The organism is Candidatus Nanopusillus massiliensis (genome assembly GCF_920984865.1).
In genome coordinates this window covers 131,369-132,706 of record NZ_OV100765.1, presented here as the reverse complement: position 1 = coordinate 132,706, position 1,338 = coordinate 131,369, and the positions used below count along the sequence as shown (strand labels likewise).

Below are 1,338 nucleotides of genomic sequence, written 5' to 3'. Positions count from 1 at the left end.
AACTTGCTAAATATTGAGCTGAAATTACTAAAGAATTTATTTCATCAATTTGTAATATACTTTGTTGAAATGAATATTGATATAATNNNTAACCCAAGATTATTCCTAAGAAAAATGATAGTTTGGATATTATTACTGCTATTGCTATTATTTCTTAGGCTTGTCCATATTTCTTATTTAACAGTTTATTTATTAAACTATTATTCCATATAACTCCACCCCATCTTAAATTTTTACCAAACATTTTATAATATGAATGCTACAATATAAAATATTGCATTGAAGTATATTGAAAAAATTAGATATATAATTGAATAATAAATTATTGATAACCATGATTTTGATTTTATCATATCTTCTATATATACTAATAAAAAGAAAGAAATCAATTAATAAAATAATTGAAAATATTATTAAAATGAATTCAGATAGTATATAACAATTGAAATATATATGTATTAATATTAAAAGAAAAAGAATTTTTTATAAAATATAATATATCATAAATTTACAGAAGATAATTATATTAGAAAGTTATATAATTTATATCCATATGTATATAATATATACTGAAAATGCTAATGGTAATGAAATATATAAAATTATATTAATACCAAAAACAACTTCTCTTAAATATTCATTTTCAATATCTCTATATTTTATATAATTTTCAATAGATCCAAGTGTCTATTTTACTCTTTGTCTTAATAATGATTTAAAATTGTCTGGAGGAACAGTTTTTATAACGGTTTCTGGACAAAATTTTATTTTAAAATTATTTTTCTGAGCTCTCAATGCAATTTCCATATCTTCACTTCTATTTTTTTCATCAAATAATCCAATTTTTTCAAATACTGATCTTTTAAATACAGAAAATGGGCCAGATGCTATAAATACAGAGTTCATTGTATCAACAACAATACCGGAAAAATTATGTATTGCATAATCAATATATTGATATTTTTCAATAAATTTTTTTGTATTAATTGTTTGGATTGCTGGAACAACAATATCCGCATTATGATTGTACATATATTTTAACATTTTTATTGAGGAATCCTTTTCCGGAATAGAATCTGCATCTATGTAACAATTATTTCTTCACTAGTTCTAATTATTCCATAATTTAATGCAGAAGATTTTCCACCATTTTCCTTTTTATATACCTTTACAAAATTATATTTATCTTCATATTCTTTTGCTATTTCGTATGTATTATCCTTTGATCCATCATCTACAACAANTATTTCTAATTTATCTTTTGGATATTCTAAACCTATTAATCTTTCCAATGTATTTTTTATATTTTTACCTTCATTATATGCAGGTACAATTATT

Annotated in this window: 1 pseudogene; it reads right to left on the bottom strand. The window is 21.2% G+C overall.

The features are described from left to right. Window positions 1–687 precede the first annotated feature (687 nt). Window positions 688–1,292: pseudogene (locus LUA84_RS01030) on the bottom strand (glycosyltransferase). Between the last annotated feature and the right edge of the window lie 46 nt (window positions 1,293–1,338).